This is a genomic window from Bradyrhizobium sp. MI1.11, from assembly GCF_055811255.1.
Map to the genome: position 1 here is coordinate 114,539 of NZ_JBVVPM010000002.1, position 16,986 is coordinate 131,524.

Genomic DNA, 16,986 nt, shown 5'->3' on the forward strand with positions numbered 1-16,986 from the left:
GTTGGGCCGTGTCCGCGGATGCGAAGGCTACTGCACGTCCATCTGCAGCCCTTCCTTCTGGATGATGCCGGCGAACTTCTTCGTCTCGGCGTCCACGAAGGCGGCAAACTGGTCGGGCGTGCCGTAGTCGGCGCGGGCGCCCATGGCGACGATGTTCTTCTTGATGTCGTCGCGCTCGAGCATCGCCTTCACTTGAAGGTTGAGCGCTTCGACAACGGCAGGCTGCACACCTTTCGGCAGGAACACCGAGAACCACGACGAGACGTCGAAAGCCGCAAGCTCCGGCGCGCTCTCGCGCATGGTCGGCAGGTTCGGCGCGAGGTCGCTGCGCTCGGTCGTGGTGACGCAGAGGCCGGTGAGGGTGCCGTTCTGCACCTGCGGCAGGCTCGGATAGAGGTTGTCGAACAGGATCTGGATGTCGCCGGCGAGCGCCGCCTGGAGCGCGGGACCGGCGCCGCGGAACGGGATGTGCGTCATCTTCAGGCCGGTGAGCTGCAGGAACCAGGCGCCGGTGAGATGAGGGCTCTGGCCGACACCGGAGGAGGCGTAGCTGAGCTTGTCCGGATTGGCCTTGAGATAGGCGACCAGCTCGGCGATCGACTTGATGCCGGTCTTGGGATGCGCCGAGACGATGTTCGGGATCCGGATCATATTGGAGACCGGCTGGAGCTGGTCCGGCTTGTAGGTGAGGTTCTTGAAGATGCTGTAGGCGATCGCGTTCGGGCCGGGATTGCCGATCAGGATGGTGTGGCCGTCCGGCTTGGCGCGGACCACCTCGGCCGTGCCGATCGTCCCGCCGCCGCCGGAGCGGTTTTCCACCACGGCCGATTGGCCCCAGGCGGTCTGCAGATGCGCGGCCAGAAGCCGACCCATCACGTCGGTCGAGCCGCCGGCGGCCGCCGGCCCGACGAGGCGGACGTTTTCGGTGGGCTTCCAGTCCGCCAGGCTCGATCGCGGCAGGATCGCTGCGGCCGAGAGGGCGGCAGCACCGGTGAGCACACGACGGCGGGACAGCAATTGATTGGGCACGAATCCACTCCCTGGGTCTTGTTTTGCGGGGAGCGTATGGAACCGGACGCGCAACGGCAAGCCGCACGAGGCCGCAGGCTGAAGGCTCAGTTAAAGCTGAGCAGTTTGAAGATCGGCGTAAGGTAGCTCATCTCCTGGCCCGACGTCGGCGTTGTGCGGCTGACGAAGTCGAAGATCTTGCCGTCCTGCAGGCCGTAATTCGCAAGCCGGCGCACGCGCCGGTTCTTGTCGAAATAGACCGCGATGACGCGCTGATCGACCACCTTCTGGTTCATGAAGGCGACCATGCGCTCGGAGCGCTGCGAGATGTAATAGAACACCTCGCCGTCGAGGGTTGCGACGGTGGAGGGGGTGCCCATCACGATCAGCACCTGATCCTGGCTCGCGCCGATCGGGATCTGCTCCAGCGCGTTGGGCGGCAGGATGTAACCCTTCTGGAACTGCTCGCCGGTGCAGCCCGCAAGCGCAGCGCCCACCAGGGCCGCGGCCGCGAACAGGCGCAAGCCGCGCCAACGTGCTTGAAGGCCGCGCCGCTTGTCTGCACGCAGGCTGGTCTGGTTCGTTATCGTCATAGCGGAACTGATTCCGTCCCCTTGCGTCGCGCGAGGCGCTGAAGTACCGGGCGGAGGCTCTGAATGCAACACGCGCGCGCCCGCTTGCGGAAACCACAATGCTTTGGCCGTTCAATCACTTCAGGAAACCCCGCCTAGCCTCGCCGGGCACCATTGAAGCCATCTATGGCATGATCGTGACGCAGGCGCGAGAACCCATATTTTACCGAGACTTGGGCGTGCCGGATAGCGTTAACGGGCGTTTCGATCTGTTGCTGCTGCACCTCTGGCTGTTGCTGCGCCGTCTGCGCACGGTTCAGGGCGCCACCGAGCTGTCGCAGGCGCTGTTCGACCGCTTCTGCGAGGACATGGACGACAATCTGCGCGAGATGGGGATAGGCGACCAGACCGTGCCGAAGCGGATGCGGGCCTTCGGCGAGGCATTTTACGGCCGGGTCCAGGCCTACGATCAGGCCATGGAAAGCGGCGGCGAGGCGCTGGCATCGGCGATCTGCAAGAATATCTTGAATGGGGCCGGCATGGACCAGGCGCAGCGGCTCGCGGCCTATGCCAGGGCTGCCGAGGCCGAGCTCGGCCGGACCGGCGAGGCCGCACTGCTGGGTGCGTCCTTCAAGTTTCCTCCAGCGCTTCCTGAGGATGTCACGCCATGACCCGACCGATACCAGCATCCGGGCCCGATCCCTGGCGGGTGCCCGTCATCGTTGCCCAGATCCCGGATACCGGCCTGCATCGCAAGCTCGAGGCCTCGGCCGCCGAGCGGCAGGCCATGGCCGAGACGGCAGGCTTGCGCGAGGTTGTCTCGGTCCAGGCCGACTTCGATGTCGTGCCGAAAAGCGGCAACCGGATCCAGGTTACGGGCCATGTTCGTGCTCGGATCGGCCAGACCTGTGTGGTCACGCTTGACCCGATGGAGAGCGAGATCGACGAGGAGGTGGACCTGATATTTGCCCCCGAGGCCGAGGTCCGCCGCCTGGCCGACCTGATGGAGGAGGGGCAGGACGATCAGGAGCAGGTCGCCGACCCCCCGGAGGCGATCGTCAATGGCATCATCGACCTCGGCCGGCTCGCCACCGACGCCCTGTTTCTGGCGGTCGATCCCTATCCGCGGAAACCGGGGGTGGTGTTTGAGCCCGAAATCATCGCCCCCGATCCGGAGGACCATCCCTTTGCGGTCCTGAAGGCACTCCAGGACAAGAAGAAAGACCAATAGGTGCCGTCTCCCCCAGAGGACCGCTTTGCTACGGGGCGCGAGGTGTTTGCGATGGTGGTTTGAAAGGTCGAATTATCTGTTTGATTTTGATGCGTTTCTTGTGAATTAGTCCGTCCGCGGCCCGATGCTCCCGAATCCAAAAGGCTGGGGGCAAGAGGTTGTTTCGGGATAACAAAACGCTATTGTCGCGCCCCGGTCGGGGTGCAGCGTGGCGCTTGACCGACCGCCATGTTCGTGGCGGACCCATTTGCGGCCCCGCTCGTTCAAGACCGCACCAGACCAGGTTTCCAGGACTTTTATGCCAAGCAAGGTTCGCATCGCGCTTGACGCCATGGGGGGCGACGCCGGCGCCGCCGTGGTCATTCCAGGCGCCGCCATCTCGCTTGATAGGCATCGCGAGATCGAATTCCTGCTGATCGGGGACCGCGCCAAGATCGAGCCCGAGCTCGAGCGCCACCCCGCGCTGAAGGCGGCGTCGAAGATCATCCACACCGATGTCGCGGTCAGCGGGTCGGACAAGCCGAGCCAGGCGCTGCGGCGCGGCCGCCGGACTTCCTCCATGTGGCTTGCCATCGATGCGGTGAAAAAGGGCGAGGCGGATGTTGCGGTCTCGGCCGGGAATACCGGCGCGCTGATGGCGATGTCGCGCTTCCACCTGCGCACGCTGCCCGGCGTCGACCGTCCGGCCATCGCCGGCATGTGGCCGACCAGGCGCGGCGATTCCGTGGTCCTCGACCTCGGCGCCAGCATCGGCGGCGATACCCACCATCTGGTGTCGCTCGCCATCATGGGCGCGGCGATGGCCAGCGTGTTGTTCAACAAGAAACGACCCACGGTCGGCCTGCTCAATATCGGGGTGGAGGAGATCAAGGGGCACGAGGAGATCCGCGAGGCCGGCGAAATCTTGCGCGCCAGGAACCTGCCTGAGCTCGACTATCTCGGCTTCGTCGAGGGTGACGGCATCGGCAAGGGGGTGGCGGACGTCATCGTCACCGAGGGCTACAGCGGCAACATCGCGCTGAAGGCTGCGGAGGGAACCGCACGGCAGATGGCGGAATTGCTCAGGGACGAGATGAAGCGGAACTGGCTGTCAAAGCTCGGCTATCTCTTTGCGCGCAACGCCTTCCAGGCCCTGCGCAACAAGATGGATCCGAACAAATCCAACGGCGGCGTGTTGCTGGGATTGAACGGGATCGTGGTCAAGAGCCATGGCGGAATCGCTGCCGAAGGCTTTGCCTATGCGATTGATGTTGGCTATGAGATGGTCAAATTCGATCTCCTCAACAAGATCAATCAGATGCTCAACCGCGAAGGTGGTGCGCTCAATTTCGTGCAGCCCGCGCCGGAGGATGTTTCGTGACTCAAATTCGTTCGGTCGTGCTGGGCTGCGGCTCCTATCTGCCGGAGCAGGTGGTGACCAACGCCCAACTGGCGGCGCGCATTGACACGTCCGACGAGTGGATCGTGCAACGCACCGGCATTCGCGAGAGGCATATCGCGGCCGAGGGCGAGTTCACCTCGCATCTGGCGCTGAAGGCGGCGCAGGCTGCGCTTGCCGATGCCGGCGTGGACGCGCAGTCGATCGACCTGATCGTGCTCGCGACCTCGACGCCTGACAACACCTTCCCCGCGAGCGCGGTCGCTGTGCAGCACGGGCTCGGCATCAACCACGGCGCGGCCTTCGACCTTCAGGCGGTGTGCTCGGGCTTCGTGTTCGGGCTCGCCACCGCCGATAATTTCCTGCGCACGGGCGCCTTCAAGCGCGCGCTGGTGATCGGGGCGGAAACCTTCTCGCGCATCCTCGACTGGACCGATCGCGGCACCTGCGTGCTGTTCGGTGACGGCGCCGGCGCCGTGGTGCTGGAGGCACAGGAGCAGCCGGGCAATGCCGCGACCGACCGCGGGATCGTGACCACGCATCTGCGCTCCGACGGCCGTCACAAGGCGAAGCTGTTCGTCGACGGCGGCCCGTCCTCGACCCAGACTGTCGGCCATCTGCGCATGGAGGGCCGCGAGGTCTTCAAGCACGCGGTGGGCATGATCACCGACGTGATCGTCGACGCCTTCGAGGCGACCGGGCTCAATGCCGACAGCATCGACTGGTTCGTGCCGCACCAGGCCAACAAGCGAATCATCGACGCGTCCGCGCATAAGCTTCATATCGCGCCGGAGAAGGTGGTGCTGACGGTGGACCTTCACGGCAACACCTCGGCGGCTTCGATCCCGCTGGCGCTGTCGGTGGCGCGCAAGGACGGCCGCATCAAGCGCGGCGACCTGGTTCTGCTGGAAGCCATGGGCGGCGGCTTCACCTGGGGCTCCGCGCTGGTGCGCTGGTAAGCCACAGTCGATAAAATTTTGCCCGAATCAGATCGGATTATCGATGCGCCTGCATTGATGAGGGCTGTTGACCGCCGTATCGTAAGCTCATAATTTCAGACAACAATTGTTCGCCGTGATGTGGGGCAGGGCGATGACCGATCAAAGTAAAACCGTAACGCGTGTCGATCTGTGCGAAGCCGTCTACCAGAAGGTAGGGCTGTCGCGCACGGAATCGTCCGCCTTCGTGGAACTCGTGCTGAAGGAGATCACCGATTGCCTTGAGAAAGGCGAGACGGTGAAGCTGTCCTCGTTCGGCTCCTTCATGGTCCGCAAGAAGGGTCAGCGCATCGGTCGGAACCCCAAGACCGGCACCGAGGTGCCGATCTCGCCCCGCCGGGTCATGGTGTTCAAGCCGTCGGCGATCCTGAAGCAGCGGATCAACGCCCAGCACCGCACCAATGGCGACGCCAGCAAGGCGCAACCCGAGGCGTAATCCGCCTTCCGGATAAGGATTTGGCATTTGGACAAGGCGCCGGATGCGTTCCGAACCATCAGCGAAGTAGCGCAGGAACTCGACATTCCGCAGCACGTGCTGCGGTTCTGGGAGACGCGTTTCTCCCAGATCAAGCCGATGAAGCGCAGCGGCGGCCGCCGCTATTACCGGCCCGACGACGTCGACCTGCTCAAGGGCATCCGCCGTCTGCTCTACGGGGAGGGCTACACCATCCGCGGGGTGCAGCGGATCCTGAAAGAACACGGCGTCAAATCGGTGCAGGGCCTCGCCGACAGCGCGGCCGCGGTCTCGTTCGGCGCCATCGAGGACGCCGTCGGCGCCAGTCTGATGGAGCCCGAGGAAGAGACAGGTGTCCGCGGCGCCCGCGACAGCGACGATGACGATTACCAGGGCGAGGAGGAGGAGGGCATCGACTTCCGCTTCTCCGAGACCGACGACGAGGAAATCCTCACCACCTTCCGCAAGGGCGGCACCCCCGCCGCGCCCGCAGGCCCCAGCGCCATCGACCGCGAGCGCCTCGGACGGGTGCTCGCCGAGCTTATCGCCTGCCGCGAGATGCTGGATCAGGCGCTGAAGGACGCATGACGCCGGCCCCCTCGGCTTTGGGCAAGTTCCGTGGGCCTTTCGGCAGAGGCACCAAAATGGTGTGAGCTCGCCTTGCGCAAACCGGCGATCCTAGCTAATGGAACGACGTTCGGAGCGTGGCGCAGCCCGGTTAGCGCACTAGTCTGGGAGACTAGGGGTCGGAGGTTCAAATCCTCTCGCTCCGACCATTTTGTTCGTAGGCTTGGCTGAGCACACGCGCGAAAAGCATCGCAACGGATGCATTGTCTGTTGGCGATCAGGCCTAGGCGCGCCCGCCGACAATGAGAGCATCAGAAGTGCCCGACGAGCCAATGACCCTCAAGTTCCGCTGTCCGCCGGGTCTTGAAGACAAATTGCCGCCACCGGTCCCTGCAAGTTTAGGCCTGCCTGCCTGGCTGAAGGCGATGCCGACGCAGGCCTTCAACGCGATCAATCAGCGCGAGGAGGATACGGTCAAGCGGTGTCCTCCGGTCGTCGACGCCATGACGAGCGGCTTCCTGATCCCATTGATGTGCGATGTCAGGTTTGAGAACGGGGAAATTTCCTGGGACAGTGACCTGCCAGCCGGTGGTGAACTCGATTTCCCGCGCTCTCCCGTTGGATTTCACGACTCGAGTCAGGTCACGGGATCGCCATTGTTCGAGCCGGACCGGCTTCTCATCAAGTTTCGTAACCCATGGCTGATCGAAGCGCCGGAAGGCTATTCGGTTCTGTTCATGCATCCGATCAATCGGTTCGATTTGCCCTTCACGACGCTGACGGGCCTCGTCGATTGCGATCGATATCGCGACAGTTGGATCCATTTCCCGGTGCACTGGCACGACGTGAATTTCAACGGCGTGCTGCCGAAGGGGACACCGATCGCGCAATGCATGGCGGTCAAGCGGGAAACCTGGGTCGCTCAGACCGCACCACTGACTGCAGAGGAGATGCGGCGGGTGTTCGAGGTGACGAAGTCGGTCGCGCAGGAGCCTGGCGCCTATCGACGGCAGTTCCGTGCGTGAGCCGCATCACGGCACCTCGCCTTGCAGAAACTTCTTGAGCGCGCTCGGGCGGAAGAAGAAGCGCCCGTGGGATGAATGGACGAGCGTGTAGGCGGCTTGTGCCAGCATTCGAGGGCGGCCGTGTAAGGCCGAACGAAGGCTCGCCTCGCCCGCTTCGCGTTCACCCAACTCAAACAGGCAGCCCGCGAGGTTGGCCCGTGCCATGGCATCGTCAGGGCGTAGCGCCAGCGCGAGCCGGTACATTTCTGCGGCTGCGGCATAATCACCGTCCTGGCGCAGCACGCGTGCAAGTAGGGTCGAGATATCGGGACGCCCAGGCGCGGCCTCGTGGGCCTTGACGAGAATCGCGCGCGCCTCACCGCGCGTATTGCGCTCGAGATGCAGGCGCGCAAGATCCAGTTGCAACTCGATGCTTTCCGGCGCGAGCGCGAAGGCGTTGCCGATCACGGCGATGGCCTCATCGAGGCGCCGATCCTTGGCAAGCTGGCCGGCGAGTTCCTGGAACGCCGGCAGGAAAGGCGGGCGACGCGCCGCGGTCCGGCGCAATTGTTCGACGGCTTCCGTGCGACGTCCGGATTCGCCCAAGGCCGCGCCAAGCAGAGTTTCAATGCCCGGATCGCTCGTGCGGCGCGCCGCCTTGTCCAAGGGCAGGATGGCCTCCGCTGCGCGGTTCTGAGCGAGCAAGGCGCGGCCGAGAACCCATGTCGCGACGATATCGTTCCGGCTCGTCCTCAAGGCTTCGGCTGCAAGCCGCTCCGCCTCGGCGAAATTCTGCATTCGCAGCGCGAGCGTGGCGCGCTCGCGCAAATCGGTTTGATGAGGTCCGCGGCTGGGGGGAGGAACAGGGCGCTTCGACACGGGGCTCGCGATCGACGACAATCGAGGCGCGAAGTATGGCCTCGGCTCCGGCCTCGGGCAACCGCTATTCGCCTTCGCGCGCTGACGCCGGATGGACGGCGTACGCGTGCGATCATCTTGCGAGCAGTGGCTTAAGGAGAAGGTGTGATTGTCACAAAACGCGCCCCGCAATGGGGTCTTGTACTTCCTGCCTCGCTGCTAGGCTGCTAATATATCCTCGCGGATTGCCGTTTTCTTTAAACTCCGTCGGATACCCCCAAAGCCGGCCGAGCTGTATCCCGTGCCGAATCTGGGGGACACTTGCGCGACCTCAAAGCCGCCGCCCCCCGCCCACGAGAGCATCTCGGTAATCCCGCCCGGGCCCGTGCCACTAACTACATGTTGGAGTCGTGGCAGCAAGAAGTCTCGAACTGTTTGAAAATTTCGTTCCGTTATTAGCCAACGACGCCGCATCTTATGGGCAACGGCCGCAGTGGTTCCGCTTCCGCCAAACAAATCGACGACCAAGTCTGATGGGTTCGTGGCGATAGACCCGTCCAATGGTATTTGTCTTTCGCTTCTTGTGGATCGCGCGTTTGAAAATGGTCACCTCCTAATTGATGACGATCTTATTGTTCGCATCGATGGGGATCGGGTGGGCGATGACGATGTGCTAAGAAGCAATCTTGAGCCATACAATGGAAAAAAAATTCAGGCTCCTAAAATCGGAAAACCAAAACTTGATTATCTTCAGCGCAGACGTGCGCTGATAAAATCTTTTCCGTAGTGTGGCATCGCCCGCTCGCAGATATACACAAGTCGGTCTGTCGCACTCATGGCTATCTGGCTTCTCCGGCAGCGCCTTTGCTTCGCTGAGGCGCTCGTGGTCATTCCAATCGTCAAAAGCTACATCCCTATAAGGGAAAGTTAGTCGATACGCAGAGGAGCTGCGCTGAGATTCGCGCGTGACCGCTGCATTCCAATCTCAGCGGTGATGATCGCCAGTCTTTTAGCCTAGTGAGGTGGGCACGACAGCACACTTCGGCGCCGGTTACATAGCATATTTGGACAGTGTCGAGCTTGCTCATTGGGCGAGCCGGTCGAGCTGCATCTACTCTGTGGACAGCCGCACCACTATGCGCTGATGCCGACGCCGAAGGGGCGACAGGCCTGTGCGATCATTTTGTGTGCGGTGGCCTGAAAGGAAGGTGTGATCGTTGTCACAAAGCTCGCCGCCGCAATGGGGCTGGCGCTGTCGATGCCCGCGCGGACAGGCCATGCGGCGCCCGGGGCGTTTCCTCGTCGTCGTCTTGGTATCAGTAGTTTTGCGGGGCCTCAGGCGTGGCCCTTGATCTCGTAGCGACCCGGAACGCATTTGTAGCGATCGAGCCGCCAGTTGGCGTGGTAGATCGGATGCTCGCCCATCCATTTCGCCAAGGGGGCCTGTGCGCCGATCGCACACTGCATCATCGACATCTCGGGCGTCATGTTGCTGTCGGTCACGATTTCCTCGATGCAACTGCCTGAGCTGGCTGCACTTAGCCGGCAGAGCACGGCAACGACGGTCACGAACATTCCAGTCACCTCATCGGTAGTTTCTGACCACGAAGAGGATGCAAGCGGAGTGCCAGAGCCTGTGACGCAAACAACACGCTGGCCTGGCCGACTCGACCCAGCGTCCGGACTCCATTTAGCGATTCGGATTGTAAAAAAATTGCTCGTAAACCGAAGCCGGGCAAATACGGGGGAACCGGCCGGGCTGAGTCGCAGCGATGATCGATTGTGGGGGCAGCGCCGCGCCGGCGGCGCTTCACAGGCCGCGCGCAGCCGCTAGGCTTTCAGGACCGTGGCCACCCGCCAAAAGAGCGGGGCTGCCACAAGGGATATGAAACGCGAGGGCACACCATGAAGACACGACCGACCGGCGTGATTCCGCCGATGACGACGCCGTTCAGGAAGGATGGCGAAATCGACTACACCCTTGTGGCAGCCCAGGTCGACTGGATGATCGGCGCTGGCGCGCATGGTGTCGCGGCCGGCGGTTCGACCGGCGAGGGGCACACGCTCGATCACGAGGAATATCGCGACCTGATGGAGGCGACGGTTGCGGCGGTGAAGGGGCGCATTCCCGTGATCGCAGGCATTATCGTCGATTCCACGCGCGATGCGATCCGCCGCGGCAAGCTCGTGCGCGACATGAATGTCGCGGCGCTCCAGGTCACGCCGGTGCATTATCTGTTCAGGCCGGACGACGAGGCGATGGTGGCGCATTTCCGCGCCATGGCGGACGAGACCGGCATGCCCATCATCATCTACAACGTGGTGCCGTGGTCGTATCTTTCGCCGGCGCTGCTGACGCGGATCATGACCGAGGTGCCGCTGGTGGTCGGCGTCAAGCAGAGCGCGGGGGATCTGAAGCTGTTCGCGGACCTCATGATGATGGCCCCGGACAAGCTGATCTACAGCGCGGTCGATGCCCTGATGTATCCGTCCTACACATTGGGGGCCCAGGGCTCGATCGCCGCGATCCTCACCGCGGCGCCGCATGCCTCCGTCGCGCTGTGGGATGCCGTGAAGGCGGGTGACCATCCGCGCGCGCTCGACCTGCACAAGAAGCTGCTGACGCTGTGGAACGCCGTCATTGCCGACAATCTGCCGGCCTGCACGCGCTATGCGCAGACGCTGCAGGGCCTGCCCAGGACTTATCCGCGCGCGCCGATGCCGGAGCCCTCAAGCGCGCAGCAGGCGGCAATCCGCAAGGCGCTCGACGGGCTCGGCGCGTTGAACGAGCGGCGCGTCGAGGCGGCCGAATAGTCCACGCCCCGAAATTAGTGGTGACGATGGCAGCGCCGATCCGCTTTTACCTGCGGATGCGGCGCTGCTACATTTTGCGCGCGCTCCGATGCGCGGCGTAGCGATGAAGAAACATACCGACAAGGGAGGGCCGAAAGTCCCATGAAGGATTTTGCAGGAAAGACCGCCGTCATCACCGGCGGCGGCACGGGAATGGGACGCGAGCTCGCGCGGCAGCTCGTCGCCGAGGGCTGCAATGTCGCGATGTGCGACGTCTCGGAAGCCGCGATGGCCGAGACCAAGCGGCTGTGCGAAGTCGAGAAGCTGCCGCAGGGCTTGCGCATCACGACCCATGTCGCCGACGTCTCGATCGAGGATCATCTCAAGCGATTCCGCGACGAGCTCGCCGAGCAGCAGAAGACCGACCGGATCCACCTTCTGTTCAACAACGCCGGCATCGGCGGCGGCGGCAGCCTGTTCACCAACACGCGCGAGCAGTGGGAGCGCACCTTCAACATCTGCTGGGGCGGGGTCTATCTCGGCGTTCGCACCTTCCTGCCGATGCTGGTCGCGGCCGACGAGGCCCACATCGTCAACACCGCGAGCGTCAACGGCTTCTGGGCCTCGATCGGCATGACCCAGTCACACACCGCCTACAGCTCGGCGAAGTTCGCCGTGAAGGGATTTACCGAAGCGCTGATCACCGACCTCCGCCTGCACGCGCCGCACGTCAAATGCTCGGTGGTGATGCCCGGCCATATCGGCACCTCGATCGTCTCCAATTCGCGCAAGGTGCAGAGCGCCGACGGTTCGGAGCGGCTCAACGGCGACGAGGTCGCGCTGACCCGCAAGCGCATGGTCGCGGCCGGCGTGCCGGATGCCGACAAGATGTCGGACGAGGACATCCAGGCGGCGTTCGCCGAGCGCGCCCGCAGCTTCCTCGAGGATGCGCCGACGACGGCGGCACAGGCCGCCAGGATCATCCTCGACGGGGTCAAGGCGGAGCAATGGCGCATTCTCGTGGGCGAGGATGCAAAGCGCCTTGACGAGCGCGTTCGTGCTACGCCGGAGCAGGCCTACGACCGCGCCTTCTACGAAAGTTTTACGCAGGAGGTCGGCTGGCGGCTCGGCTGAGGCAGGCGACGAGCGCGCGCCGATATAGGTATGATGTGCATCATGGCAAGAGGCGCGCAGGCAATTTCATGTGCCACCTTTTGCCAGTGTGCTGCCGGCGTTTCTTGCAAGCGTTCGGCCACTCATGACGCATTGGAATGTCACGCATGCGACACGTCCCTGCGTTCAAGCGATGGTGATCGCTAACGGCTCCCATTGGGCGCACGGCAGCTTGGTCAGGGAACCAAAATAGTTTATTCAATCATGTGTAAGGCGATGACCAGAGCGTAGCTCCCGATGATACCCGCATGCCTCTCCGACGACTGGATTCTTTGCCCGGAGCGAGAGGACATCTCCGCTGAGTTCACGCGGCTCCTCACCGCGGCCCAGGAGGGCGGCGCCACGATCGCGGAATGCCTGATGATCGCGCGGCAGCTGAAGCGGGGCGACGACCAGTCCTGGCATCGCGAGTGGAAGAAACTGGCGCAGGCCAATCGGCATCGTGCCGAGGCCGCATTCGCGGAAGGTCACAGGGCGACCGCGCAGCGCAACTGGCTCCGCGCCATGAATTACTACAGCGCGGCCGCAATGCCGCTCGATCAGGCGGACGAGCGCCGCTGGGTCGCGGTCCTCGCGATGCAGGATTGCGCCCGCCGCTTCCTCGTCGCGCGCGAGCCTGCCGGGGAGGTCGTGACGATCCCTTGGCTCGACGGACATTCGTTGCAGGGCTATTTCCTGCCCGCGCCGTCGGGACGCGTGCGAGCCCCGACCGTGATCTGCATCGGCGAGCCCGGCCACCGCAAGGAGGAATTTCTGTTCAAGCTCGTGCCGCATGCGCGCGAGCGCGGCTTCTCGCTGCTGGCGCTGGACCTGCTCGGCGACCAGCGCGACGACTATCTCGACGCGCTGTTGCGGCGCCGGGATCTCGAGAGTGCGATTCCGTGCGTCATGGACTATCTGGAGACGTGCAGCGAGGTTGATTTCGAGCGCGTCGCGATCGTCGCCGATGGCTGGGGCTCTTCCTTCGTGGCCCGCGCGGTGTTGCAGGAGCCGCGGCTTGCGGCCGCCGTCTGCGATGGCGGCCTGTGGGATCTGCACGAGCGGGCCTTCTTTGCCAGCCGATTCGCGATGAGCGACGTCAGCATCGTTCCGGTGCCGCATGCGCCGCTGATGGCCTCCAGCGCCGATTGTCCGGTGCTGATCACGCTCGGCGAGGACGGCTGGCTCAAGGCCGATCGGGCCCGTCAGATCGTCCAGACGTCCCGGCTCGGCAGTTCGGATGTCATGTTGAAGGTGTTCACCGCGGCCGAAACCGGCGCGGCACAGGCCCATGCGGACAATCCGAGCCTTGCCAATGAATACATCTTCGATTGGCTCGAATCGCGGCTCGGCGCCGCGGGGCGCATCTAGGGACGTTACCTCAGAAGTCGAGGGTCAGGCGGACGCAGGCCTTTTCGAGGCGGGTCTTGAGCATCGCGAGCTTGGTCGTGAATTCCGTCAGTTCCTTCTCGTCGAACTCCTGGAAGACGAATTCCTTGATCGTCTTGTACTGCTCGTTGAGGCTCGCCAGGTGCTTCTGCGTCTTCTCGGTCAGGGACAGCCGGACCACCCTTGCGTCGGTCGGCGAGGGGCGACGGCGCAACAAGCCCTTCTTCTCGAGCAGCTTGGACTGGGTGGTGACGAACGACGGATCGACGTGGAGGAGTTTCGAGACGACGTTGACCGGAATGCCGTCGTCCTTGTCGAGGTCGGAGATCGCCATCAGGATCAGCCATTGCGGACCGCTGATGCCAAGCGTTCTCGCCCAGAACTGACGCAGCTCCTCCAGATACATGTTGATCGACGATATCTCCCAGGTGAAGCGCCTGATGATATCCAGATTGCCGATGGAGCGGAGGCGCGCCCCTTCTTTCCTCGTCGCTGACACAGCGTCACTCCCGTGATCTGATTTGTATGCGGCCGGTGTCGTGCAAGCCATAGTCCACGCAAGCCTGCTCTGACGCAAGTGCAGGGCAGGGTAATTTCGTCACTAAAACTACAAAGATGATCAGCTCATGGAATCGCCTCACTGCGGTGTTGCGTACAGGGCACAGTTTTAGCGAAATAACAAACCTTATTAAATAAGGTATTTTGATTAGTGAACGGCGCAGGCATATTGCGTCGTGACGGTGGGGGGTACTCGATCGTCCCGTTGCCAGGTGGTTTGCTCACGTCCCTCGCTTCGAAAGAGGGTGTGTCCGAAGCGCAAAGCGGCCGAGCGGATTTTGAAAGACGGGGATCTGGGGGGCCTCACGGTCCGGTCTTCGTAACATGAGCAACTTGGAGGTTTTAATATGAAAGTGGTGAAGAGCCTTTTGCTCGGCACTGCGGCGGGTCTGATCGCCGTCGGTGGAGCTCAGGCGGCTGATCTTCCGGTCAAGGCCAAGGCGGTCGAGTACGTGAAGGTCTGCTCGCTCTACGGCGCGGGTTTCTACTACATCCCGGGCAGCGACACCTGCATCAAGCTGGGCGGCTATCTGCGTGCCGAAGTGGCGCTCAATGCCGGCGGCAATTACAGCGCCCAGTACAACAACGTTTTCGCGGCCAACAACCGCCTGACGAACTATTATTCGATGCGCGCTCGTGAAGATCTCAACATCGACACGCGCACCGCGACCGAGTACGGCGTTGTCCGCACCTATTTCGATGCGGTCTTCACCTGGACGACCGGCAACTATGTCGGCGCCGGCTCGGGAACGGGTGCCACCCAGTACAGCAGTACGCTCGGCCTCAATGCCGCGGGCACGGGCCTGATCGGGTCCAGCGGCGGCGCCATCAACGGCACCGACGGCGGCATTTCGGGCGGCGCGCTCGGTGTCTACTACGCCTTCATCCAGTTCGCCGGCTTCACCATGGGTAAGGCCGTGTCGCAGTTCGACGCGCCCTGGATCAACTATCCCGGCAACAACTTCGACCAGCTCGTGGGCGGCAGCGGCACCACCAACGGTGTTGCCCAGTTCACCTACACCGCCGATCTCGGCCAGGGCGTGACGGCGATCGTCTCGGCGCAGGACCAGACGCAGGTCTTCCAGACCGCCCTCTGGAACACGGCCGGCATGTCCACCGCCGGCGTCCTCGGCGGTGCGTACGGCTCCAACGATCTCGGCGGCACCCGCGCCCCCGATCTCGTCGGCACGCTCCGCGTCGACCAGGCCTGGGGCCTGTTCCAGGCCTCGGTCGCGGCGCACGACAACCACGTCGCCTATTACGGCGCGAGCGAAGCCACCGGTCATCCCGAAGACAAGTGGGGCTGGGCCGTCCAGCTGGCTCTGTCGATCAAGAACATCCCGACCGGTGCAGGCGACGTGATCAATATCTCGGGCGTCTACACCGACGGCGCGAGCCGCTACAACTTCCAGGAGCTGGCGGCGACCAGCTACTCGATGTTCGGCGGTTCGGGCGGCGCGTATCAGAGCATCGGCTTCGCCGGCGTGTCTGACGCGGTGTTCGCACCCGGCAGCGGCCTCGAGCTGACCAAGACCTACGGCTTCCGTGGTGCCTACACCCACAACTGGAGCCCGTACTGGAACTCGGCGCTGTATGGTGCGTGGGCTGCCGTCAACTACAGCGGCACGGCCAAGGGCATGATCTGCGGCAGCGCCGCGTTCGCGACCCTGACCGGCACCTGCAACCCGGACTTCAACATCGGCCAGATCGGTGTCATCACCCGCTGGACTCCGGTCAAGAACCTGACCTTCTCGGCTGACTTCACCTACAGCCATCTTGACCAGAAGTACTCGGGCGTGATCACGACGCCGGCGCTCACCAGCGTTGCCAAGCCTGCAGCGACCTATGAGCTGAAGGACCAGGACACCTACAGCCTGTTGGTTCGCGCCCAGCGCAACTGGTAAGCCTTGATCTTCGGATATGACGCAGCCCCGGCGGGACACCGCCGGGGCTTTTTTTATGAGATGAGCTTCTTTACGAAGATGGCTTTCGGAAATCCGGCAGCCTGTGCGGGCGACGAAGACGAGCCATGCGATTCGATCGGCCCCAAATTTATTTACTTACCTGAGTTACTAAGCTATATAACTCGAAGCCGATGACGAAAGTTGCGGCTCTGACTTGATGCTAAACCTCCAGAAACCTCCGGCAATGCCCTGCCGGAGGTTTTTCGTTTGAGGACACGGCTCTAGGATATGGTTCTAAGCGCGCATGACGCGCGCGCGGGAATTCGGCCGGTAGGCGAGGCGGCTGTGGCCGGCGCAATAGGACTGGCCGTCGGGCGCGGAGTTGCCGCAGAAGCAGAAATCGTCGGCGCCGGGCGTCGAGATCGGCCAACGGCAGCGGTTCTCGGCAAGTTCGAGTAGCGAGCAGCGATTGGCGTCGTCGATCGGAGCGGCGACCATCGGCGCGCTGGTCTCGCCATAGATCGTGGCGAGCATCTCGTATTGCAGCCGCGGCACGGTCCGCGGCGTGCGCGAAGGCGCCAAGCCCCTGTCCTGAACCTTGCGGTCGTCGATGGTCCGGCCGCGCGTCAGATTGAGGCGAGACAGCTTGCCGATCACGGCATTGCGGCTGACGCCGATGTCGGCGGCGATCTCGCGGCAGGAGAGGCCGGCCTCGAAATGCTGCTTCAAAAGTTCAAGTCGTTCGTCGGTCCAGGTTGGTGAGAGAACAGGCATTGGTGCGGTCCCAGGTTGCAGATGTCGGCCATCCGCCTCTCGAGATCCGTCCGCCTCACGTTCGGCGCGCGCTCACGTCCTGCCATTGTCGCGGATCGACAAAAGCCCGTCCTTGATGGCGAGACGGATGCCTTCCTCGATCAAGGTACGTGCGACGCCGGGAACGCTGGTGCCGTGGGTGCCCTGTCTCACCAGCTTCTCCAGATAGGTGATGGTCGAGAGCGCCAAGGTTACGGGAATGCGGTCAGTCTCGGCTTTTTCGGTGGCCATGGACGAACGCTAGCCTCATACGCGGGTACATAAAAGTTACGATTAAGACTCTATTTAGGTTTAGAGGCAGAAGTCA

20 protein-coding genes and 1 tRNA gene are annotated in these 16,986 nt (G+C 63.2%); 13 read left to right on the forward strand and 8 right to left on the reverse strand.

Annotation, left to right across the window (positions count from 1 at the left end; translation table 11 throughout):
• Window positions 1-27: 27 nt before the first annotated feature.
• Together AC0L30_RS02425 and AC0L30_RS02430 are read right to left on the reverse strand one after the other, a co-directional pair.
• Window positions 28-1,029 (reverse strand): Bug family tripartite tricarboxylate transporter substrate binding protein, encoded by a 1,002-nt coding sequence (locus AC0L30_RS02425; RefSeq protein ID WP_473403723.1) that lies wholly within the window; start codon window positions 1,027-1,029, stop codon window positions 28-30.
• 86 nt (window positions 1,030-1,115) lie between these two features.
• A complete protein-coding gene (locus tag AC0L30_RS02430) occupies window positions 1,116-1,601 on the reverse strand; it encodes an outer membrane protein assembly factor BamE (RefSeq protein ID WP_007603438.1) in 486 nt (161 codons plus the stop codon).
• Between the two features lie 98 nt (window positions 1,602-1,699).
• On the opposite strand from AC0L30_RS02430, the gene AC0L30_RS02435 reads away from it, so the two are divergent.
• The 8 genes from AC0L30_RS02435 (at window position 1,700) to AC0L30_RS02470 (ending at window position 7,233) form a co-directional block, all read left to right on the forward strand.
• The gene (locus AC0L30_RS02435; protein ID WP_007603440.1) at window positions 1,700-2,251 is read left to right on the forward strand and encodes a ubiquinol-cytochrome C chaperone family protein; all 552 of its coding nucleotides are present in this window, start codon (window positions 1,700-1,702) and stop codon (window positions 2,249-2,251) included.
• Window positions 2,248-2,811 carry a YceD family protein gene (locus tag AC0L30_RS02440; protein WP_219685261.1) on the forward strand — a complete coding sequence of 188 codons (564 nt, stop codon included), beginning with the start codon at window positions 2,248-2,250 and terminating at the stop codon, window positions 2,809-2,811. Before AC0L30_RS02435 ends, AC0L30_RS02440 begins: the two co-directional genes overlap by 4 nt.
• 298 nt (window positions 2,812-3,109) lie before the next feature.
• Window positions 3,110-4,171: a phosphate acyltransferase PlsX gene (gene plsX, locus AC0L30_RS02445; RefSeq protein ID WP_219685260.1), complete on the forward strand. Its 1,062-nt coding sequence runs from the start codon at window positions 3,110-3,112 to the stop codon at window positions 4,169-4,171.
• Window positions 4,168-5,148 (forward strand): beta-ketoacyl-ACP synthase III, encoded by a 981-nt coding sequence (locus AC0L30_RS02450; protein WP_219685259.1) that lies wholly within the window; start codon window positions 4,168-4,170, stop codon window positions 5,146-5,148. The genes plsX and AC0L30_RS02450 overlap by 4 nt, the downstream gene beginning before the upstream one ends.
• Window positions 5,149-5,281: 133 nt before the next feature.
• Window positions 5,282-5,623, forward strand: a complete 342-nt coding sequence (locus AC0L30_RS02455) for an integration host factor subunit alpha (RefSeq protein WP_018456841.1) — start codon at window positions 5,282-5,284, stop codon at window positions 5,621-5,623.
• Between the two features lie 27 nt (window positions 5,624-5,650).
• Window positions 5,651-6,229 carry a MerR family transcriptional regulator gene (locus AC0L30_RS02460; protein ID WP_007611070.1) on the forward strand — a complete coding sequence of 193 codons (579 nt, stop codon included), beginning with the start codon at window positions 5,651-5,653 and terminating at the stop codon, window positions 6,227-6,229.
• A gap of 110 nt (window positions 6,230-6,339) precedes the next feature.
• Window positions 6,340-6,417, forward strand: a tRNA-Pro gene (locus AC0L30_RS02465).
• Window positions 6,418-6,540: 123 nt separating this feature from the next.
• The gene (locus AC0L30_RS02470; protein ID WP_354128894.1) at window positions 6,541-7,233 is read left to right on the forward strand and encodes a hypothetical protein; all 693 of its coding nucleotides are present in this window, start codon (window positions 6,541-6,543) and stop codon (window positions 7,231-7,233) included.
• Window positions 7,234-7,239: 6 nt separating this feature from the next.
• On the opposite strand, the gene AC0L30_RS02475 is transcribed toward AC0L30_RS02470, so the two are convergent.
• Both AC0L30_RS02475 and AC0L30_RS02480 read right to left on the reverse strand, forming a co-directional pair.
• Window positions 7,240-8,040: a tetratricopeptide repeat protein gene (locus AC0L30_RS02475; protein WP_473403724.1), complete on the reverse strand. Its 801-nt coding sequence runs from the start codon at window positions 8,038-8,040 to the stop codon at window positions 7,240-7,242.
• Window positions 8,041-8,289: 249 nt separating this feature from the next.
• A complete protein-coding gene (locus tag AC0L30_RS02480) occupies window positions 8,290-8,631 on the reverse strand; it encodes a DNA methyltransferase (RefSeq protein WP_473403725.1) in 342 nt (113 codons plus the stop codon).
• On the opposite strand from AC0L30_RS02480, the gene AC0L30_RS02485 reads away from it, so the two are divergent.
• A complete protein-coding gene (locus AC0L30_RS02485; protein WP_157158691.1) occupies window positions 8,612-8,857 on the forward strand; it encodes a hypothetical protein in 246 nt (81 codons plus the stop codon). The two genes, AC0L30_RS02480 and AC0L30_RS02485, sit on opposite strands and share 20 nt — an antisense overlap.
• Window positions 8,858-9,405: 548 nt before the next feature.
• On the opposite strand, the gene AC0L30_RS02490 is transcribed toward AC0L30_RS02485, so the two are convergent.
• Window positions 9,406-9,645 carry a hypothetical protein gene (locus AC0L30_RS02490; RefSeq protein ID WP_007603449.1) on the reverse strand — a complete coding sequence of 80 codons (240 nt, stop codon included), beginning with the start codon at window positions 9,643-9,645 and terminating at the stop codon, window positions 9,406-9,408.
• A 330-nt stretch (window positions 9,646-9,975) separates the two neighbouring features.
• On the opposite strand from AC0L30_RS02490, the gene AC0L30_RS02495 reads away from it, so the two are divergent.
• From AC0L30_RS02495 to AC0L30_RS02505, 3 genes are all read left to right on the forward strand, one after another.
• The gene (locus AC0L30_RS02495) at window positions 9,976-10,884 is read left to right on the forward strand and encodes a dihydrodipicolinate synthase family protein (RefSeq protein WP_007603450.1); all 909 of its coding nucleotides are present in this window, start codon (window positions 9,976-9,978) and stop codon (window positions 10,882-10,884) included.
• 141 nt (window positions 10,885-11,025) lie between these two features.
• Window positions 11,026-11,997, forward strand: a complete 972-nt coding sequence (locus AC0L30_RS02500) for an SDR family NAD(P)-dependent oxidoreductase (protein WP_007603451.1) — start codon at window positions 11,026-11,028, stop codon at window positions 11,995-11,997.
• Between the two features lie 276 nt (window positions 11,998-12,273).
• Window positions 12,274-13,386 (forward strand): alpha/beta hydrolase family protein, encoded by a 1,113-nt coding sequence (locus AC0L30_RS02505; RefSeq protein WP_007603452.1) that lies wholly within the window; start codon window positions 12,274-12,276, stop codon window positions 13,384-13,386.
• A gap of 10 nt (window positions 13,387-13,396) precedes the next feature.
• Here the strand turns inward: AC0L30_RS02505 and AC0L30_RS02510 are convergent, their stop codons facing one another.
• The gene (locus AC0L30_RS02510) at window positions 13,397-13,903 is read right to left on the reverse strand and encodes a MarR family winged helix-turn-helix transcriptional regulator (protein WP_007603453.1); all 507 of its coding nucleotides are present in this window, start codon (window positions 13,901-13,903) and stop codon (window positions 13,397-13,399) included.
• Window positions 13,904-14,309: 406 nt separating this feature from the next.
• On the opposite strand from AC0L30_RS02510, the gene AC0L30_RS02515 reads away from it, so the two are divergent.
• Window positions 14,310-15,866, forward strand: a complete 1,557-nt coding sequence (locus AC0L30_RS02515; RefSeq protein ID WP_007603454.1) for a porin — start codon at window positions 14,310-14,312, stop codon at window positions 15,864-15,866.
• Window positions 15,867-16,160: 294 nt separating this feature from the next.
• On the opposite strand, the gene AC0L30_RS02520 is transcribed toward AC0L30_RS02515, so the two are convergent.
• Both AC0L30_RS02520 and AC0L30_RS02525 read right to left on the reverse strand, forming a co-directional pair.
• Entirely contained in the window at window positions 16,161-16,640 is a 480-nt protein-coding gene (locus tag AC0L30_RS02520) for a GcrA family cell cycle regulator (protein WP_007603455.1), read from the reverse strand.
• 72 nt (window positions 16,641-16,712) lie between these two features.
• A complete protein-coding gene (locus AC0L30_RS02525) occupies window positions 16,713-16,910 on the reverse strand; it encodes a hypothetical protein (protein WP_007603456.1) in 198 nt (65 codons plus the stop codon).
• Between the last annotated feature and the right edge of the window lie 76 nt (window positions 16,911-16,986).

Excerpts from the sequence above, each read along its gene's own strand:
- AC0L30_RS02430 (WP_007603438.1), bottom strand. The coding sequence starts at position 1,601 with ATGACGATAACGAACCAGACCAGCCTGCGTGCAGACAAGCGGCGCGGC.
- AC0L30_RS02435 (WP_007603440.1), top strand. The coding sequence starts at position 1,700 with ATGCTTTGGCCGTTCAATCACTTCAGGAAACCCCGCCTAGCCTCGCCG.
- AC0L30_RS02440 (WP_219685261.1), top strand. The coding sequence starts at position 2,248 with ATGACCCGACCGATACCAGCATCCGGGCCCGATCCCTGGCGGGTGCCC.
- plsX (WP_219685260.1), top strand. The coding sequence starts at position 3,110 with ATGCCAAGCAAGGTTCGCATCGCGCTTGACGCCATGGGGGGCGACGCC.
- AC0L30_RS02455 (WP_018456841.1), top strand. The coding sequence starts at position 5,282 with ATGACCGATCAAAGTAAAACCGTAACGCGTGTCGATCTGTGCGAAGCC.
- AC0L30_RS02470 (WP_354128894.1), top strand. The coding sequence starts at position 6,541 with ATGACCCTCAAGTTCCGCTGTCCGCCGGGTCTTGAAGACAAATTGCCG.
- AC0L30_RS02490 (WP_007603449.1), bottom strand. The coding sequence starts at position 9,645 with ATGTTCGTGACCGTCGTTGCCGTGCTCTGCCGGCTAAGTGCAGCCAGC.
- AC0L30_RS02495 (WP_007603450.1), top strand. The coding sequence starts at position 9,976 with ATGAAGACACGACCGACCGGCGTGATTCCGCCGATGACGACGCCGTTC.
- AC0L30_RS02500 (WP_007603451.1), top strand. The coding sequence starts at position 11,026 with ATGAAGGATTTTGCAGGAAAGACCGCCGTCATCACCGGCGGCGGCACG.
- AC0L30_RS02505 (WP_007603452.1), top strand. The coding sequence starts at position 12,274 with ATGATACCCGCATGCCTCTCCGACGACTGGATTCTTTGCCCGGAGCGA.
- AC0L30_RS02515 (WP_007603454.1), top strand. The coding sequence starts at position 14,310 with ATGAAAGTGGTGAAGAGCCTTTTGCTCGGCACTGCGGCGGGTCTGATC.
- AC0L30_RS02520 (WP_007603455.1), bottom strand. The coding sequence starts at position 16,640 with ATGCCTGTTCTCTCACCAACCTGGACCGACGAACGACTTGAACTTTTG.
- AC0L30_RS02525 (WP_007603456.1), bottom strand. The coding sequence starts at position 16,910 with ATGGCCACCGAAAAAGCCGAGACTGACCGCATTCCCGTAACCTTGGCG.